Below are 4,786 nucleotides of genomic sequence, written 5' to 3'. Positions count from 1 at the left end.
CACCCCACGCGGGATGCGGGACCACCTCGACGGGGCTGTTCAGCGGGTCACTTCAGGCCGAAGGCCTTGATGATCTCCTGGTCGACGGCCAGGCCGCCGGGCCCCTCGGTGTGTGCCTTGAGCGAGACCGAGGACGCGCCCTTGGCCGGAGTCCGCAGCTTCGCGGTCCACTCGCCCGACGAGCCCTTGCGCAGCTCCACCGCGCTCCAGGACTTGCCCTCGTCGTAGCTGACGGACAGCGAGGCCTTGGTCGCCTTCACCGCGCCCTCCAGCCACGCCTGGGTGCCGGACTCGATGCCGACCTCGATCGTCCTGCCGGCCTCGACGTCACCCGCCAGGTCGGTGTCCACGTCGTAGTCGAGCTGGAGCAGCGCGATGTCGGCCTGCTGCGTGCCGTCCGGCAGAGCACCCGAGACGAAGTTCCACTCGGAGTGCGTCCGCGTCGAGGTCTTCCACGTGGCCTCGTCCCGCATCGAGTCGATGACCAGGCGGTACGGCACCTTCTCGGGCGACAGGTCCCAGGCGTAACCGGCCCGTCCCGCGCCCTTCTTGATCAGGGTGTCGCCCTGGTAGAAGGCGTAGGACGTGGTGTCGTACTCGTTCTCGGGCATCGAGCCGGAGTGGCCCTCACCCGAATCCGTCCACGGCGTGATGTTGAACTGCATGTCGTTGTACGAGGTACGGAACGGTCCCCAGTACGCGGTGCCGAGCCGGGGGCCGACGACGGGGGCGAACCAGTCGGCTCGGTAGGTCCTGCCCGCCGTGTAGTCCAGCTCGGCGCTGCGCACCTCGTGCGCAGTGTCGGAGGCTTCGGCGTTGAGCACCGAGTGGTTCTCGTACCAGAAGGAGTCGCCGGGCAGCGGGTTGACCCACTCGGTGCGGGTGCCCGGGAACTTCTCGTACTCCTCGAAGCCGAGGCCCGGACCGTAGTCCGGGATGTCGTAGCGGTAGCCGCCGCCCAGTGTCGCCTTGTGCCCGTAGAAGGTGTTCTCCACCTTCGCGAGCCGGCCTGCCGACGGGGCGAAGGCCAGCGAGCGGTCCGGGACGGTGCCGTCGTGACGGTCCACCAGGTCGTAGATGTAGGAAGCGAACTTCTTCTGGTCGACGGAGAGCTTCTTGCCGCGCTGAGCCGCCTTGATCAGCGTCTCGCCCGCGATCGTCTGCACCGAGGCGACCGGAATGGTGGTCTGCTCGCCGTACGGCACGTACCTCTCCAGCGAGACTCCACGGCCGTCGTTGACGACGAAGAGCGCCTTCGCGCCCGCCGCGAGTGCGTTGGCCAGCCGCTCGGCGGGCGGAACGGCGTCACTACGGGTGACGACGACGGCCTTGCCCTTGACGCTGCGACCCTCGTAGTCGGCCGCCGCGCCGTTGCCGGCGAAGACACCGGTGAGCTTCTGCTCGCTGTCCTCGGCGACGGCCGAGCCGTTCTGCACCGTGACCGGGACGTCGTGGCCGTCGGCCGTAAGGTCGATGAGCTCCTCGCCCTGGCGCCAGCGGGTGAGGAAGCTGAAGCTGCCCTGGGTGACCTTCTTCGTCGGGCTCGCCCACAACTGGTCGTAGGTCAGAGGGATCTGGAAGGCGTCACGCTGGACCACTCCCTCGGGGGACGTGCGGGCCATGTCGTACCGCAGCTGCCGGGTCTCGGTCTCCTTCGGGGTGCGCACGCTGACCTTGCGGGCCTTGGAGGCGTCGAGGGTGACCGTGGTGGCCTTGTCGAGGATCGTCTCGGGGGCCGCGAGGAACGCCACGGCCTTCGAGTCGGCGCGGTCACCGTCGATGTCGGCGGAGGTCCAGGCGGTGTAGTTGCCCGGGGGCAGCCGCAGCGTGGTCTCACCGGAGACCTGGACGAGGCCGAGCTGTGTGTCGCCGAGCGCGGCGAGGACCACGACGCCGTCCATCGGCGCGCCCGCACGGTCGCGCAGACGGAGCGTCAGGTCGTAGAGCTCCTGCTCCTTGTTCACGGCGAAGCCGGTGTGGGCAACCGTCGTGCCGGTCGCGTCTGTGGCGACGACCTGGCCGGAGAACTGGGTGTCGTTCGCGATCTTCGACGGGTCGATCGAGAGGACGGCCTCGGCGGTGGAGCCCGCGGGGACCGTCAGCTCCGATGCGGACAGGGTGTAGGCGGCGGCGTCCGTGTCGGTCGCCAGTTTCAGCGTGACGTCCTTGTCACCCGTGTTGCGGTAGGTGATGGTGCGCTCCGCGACCGCGTCCTCGGCGCTGTGCGGCCAGTCGTACGACGCGACCTCGACGGAGCCGGTGGCCTCGATCGTCGTGTCGATGGCGGCCTTCACGTCGAGGCGGCCGGTGCCCTGCTGGTAGGGCGTGTAGTCGGTCAGCTGCTTGGACGAGCTCATCAGCGCGTCCTTGACGCGCTGCCCGGACCACTCGGGGTGACGCTGCTTCAGGATGGCCGCCGCGCCGGCGACGTGCGGGGTCGCCATCGACGTGCCCGACATCGACTGGTACATGCCTTCGATGCCCGGGACCGACTGCGAGGCCGCGGCGTTGATGTCGACGCCGGGGGCGGACAGGTCGGGCTTCAGACCGTGGGACCGCACGAGCGGGCCCATGGAGGAGAAGTCGGCCCGGCCGTCCTGCTTGTCGACGGCCGCGACGGTGAGGGCGCTCGCGGCGGAGCCGGGTGACCCGATGGTGCCGGCTCCGTAGGCGTTGCCGGCGGCGATCACGAACAGCGGACCGCCGTCGGCGGAGAGCGCGTCGACCGCCTGCGACATCGGATCGGTGCCGTCGTCCGGGATGCTGGAGCCGAGGCTCATGGAGACGACGTCGGCGCCTTCGCCCTTGGCCCACTCCATGGCCTCGATGATGCCCGAGTCGGCGCCGGACCCCTCGTTGCTCAGGACCTTGCCGACGATCAGGTCGGCGGCGGGGGCGACGCCCTTGTTGGCGCCGTCCGAGGCCGCACCCGAACCGGCGATGGTGGAGGCGACGTGTGTGCCGTGACCGTGCTTGTCGTCGACCTCCTCGCCCGGCACGAAGCTCTTGGACTGCTTGACGCGGTCCTTGACGTCCGGGTGCGTCGCGTCGATGCCGGTGTCCAGGACGGCGACCGTGGTGCCCTTGCCGTCGAAGCCGGCGGCCCAGGCCTGCGGAGCGTTGACCTGCGGAACGGAGTCCTTGAGTGCCGCCTCGACCTTGCCGTCGAGCCACAGCTTGGCTATGCCGCTGTCCAGCGAACGGCTCTTCTCCGTGCGGCTGATGTCGCTCCAGAAGGCCCGGGCGTCGTCCTTGTCGGCCTTCAGCGCCGCGCCGTTGACCGACTCGAGACGACGGACCGCGTTGCTGCCCTCCGGGGCGGCGGGCAGCGACCGGGCCTTGCTCGCCGGATAGGTGGCGATCAGCGGGATGCCGGACGAGTGCTGGTCGTCGTATCCCATCTCGACCAGGGTCGAGATGTTGAACAGCCGTCGGTCCAGCTTCCCCGCCGCGAGGAGGGAGCTCGCCTCGTCGGGGATGACGTAGATGTCCTCCCCGGCCTGCTGCACGTGCACGCCGCCCGTCGCACCCTCGGGTCGGTCGACGGTGACGGTGTCCTGGTTGCCGGCGCCGTCCGCGTAGTGGACCACGTCGCCGGTGACCAGCGTGATGTCGTAGTCGTGGGCCTCGGATCCGTGGCGGTCCTCGGTGGCCGACGGCTTCGGGGCGGCGGTGGCGGAACCCACCGCGGGAAGCATGACGCCGCTCACGAGGGCGACGGAGGTCGCTATGAGCAGGGCCCTGCGTCCCGCGCGAGCGGGTCTCGCCCGGCCGGAAACGGAGGAGAGGGAAAATGTCATGCAGCTGATCTACCGGTAAATCCGGGGCTGCGGACGGCTTCACCCCTGGCGTGAAACCGCCGTGGCGGCTACCCGCCCGCGGTGGTCGGCCGGCGAGGGTCCGGTTCAGGCCACCGAGGCCAGCGGTGTGCCGCTTTCGTGGTGGATCGGGGTGTGTGCGCCCTTCAACGGCAGGCCACTGCCCCCGCGCCGCTCGGCGACGATCTCCGCCGCGATGGAGAGGGCTGTCTCCTCCGGCGTGCGCGCGCCCAGGTCGAGTCCGATGGGCGAGTGCAGTGCGGCGAGTTGGCGCTCGGTGACGCCTGCCTCACGCAGCCGCTCGTTGCGCTCCAGGTGGGTGCGGCGCGAGCCCATGGCTCCGACGTAGGCGACCGGCAGCCGCAGGGCCAGCTCCAGCAGCGGGACGTCGAACTTGGCGTCGTGCGTGAGGACGCAGAGCACCGTCCGCGCGTCCACCTCCGTCGTGGCCAGATAGCGGTGCGGCCAGTCGACGACGATCTCGTCGGCGTCGGGGAAACGGGCCGCCGTGGCGAAGACGGGGCGGGCGTCGCAGACGGTGACGCGGTAGCCGAGGAATCGCCCGGCCCGCACCAGGGCGGCGGCGAAGTCGATCGCTCCGAAGACGATCAGCCGGGGCGGCGGGACGCTCGATTCGACGAGCAGGGTGAGGGGTCGTCCGCAGCGGGAACCCTCGGAGCCGATGGTGAGGGTGCCGGTGCGGCCGGCGTCGAGCATCGCACCGGCCTCGGCGGCGGCCGTACGGTCCAGCTCCGGATGTCCGCCGAGGCCGCCTTCGTACGAGCCGTCGGAGTGGACGAGCAGGGGACGGCCGAGCAGGCTCTCCGGCCCCTCGGTGACCCGGGCGACCGCCCCCCCCGGCCCCCCCGCGGCGGCGGCGCACGCCGCGGCGAACACCCGGGGCGCGGGGGAGGCCGCGGCCCCCCGGGTCACCCAGATGGGGGTGTAGCCGCCACAGGTCCGGCCCA

At 70.8% G+C, this 4,786-nt stretch carries 2 protein-coding genes; both read right to left on the bottom strand.

Translation table 11 applies throughout. The features are described from left to right. Positions 1–47 precede the first annotated feature (47 nt). A complete protein-coding gene (locus tag ACFWFI_RS41085) occupies positions 48–3,698 on the bottom strand; it encodes a S8 family serine peptidase (protein WP_387400814.1) in 3,651 nt (1,216 codons plus the stop codon). Between the two features lie 207 nt (positions 3,699–3,905). Then, a partial coding sequence (locus tag ACFWFI_RS41080; protein WP_387400812.1) for an XdhC family protein occupies positions 3,906–4,786 on the bottom strand: 881 nt, incomplete at its 5' end.

It is taken from the genome of Streptomyces sp. NPDC060209 (assembly GCF_042728155.1).
In the GTDB taxonomy this organism is placed as follows: Bacteria; Actinomycetota; Actinomycetes; order Streptomycetales; family Streptomycetaceae; genus Streptomyces.
Note: the sequence above shows the minus strand (reverse complement) of the source record. Positions and strands in the feature narration are given on the sequence as shown.

Coding starts and splice junctions, on each gene's coding strand:
- ACFWFI_RS41085 (WP_387400814.1), bottom strand. CDS start 3,698: ATGCTTCCCGCGGTGGGTTCCGCCACCGCCGCCCCGAAGCCGTCGGCC.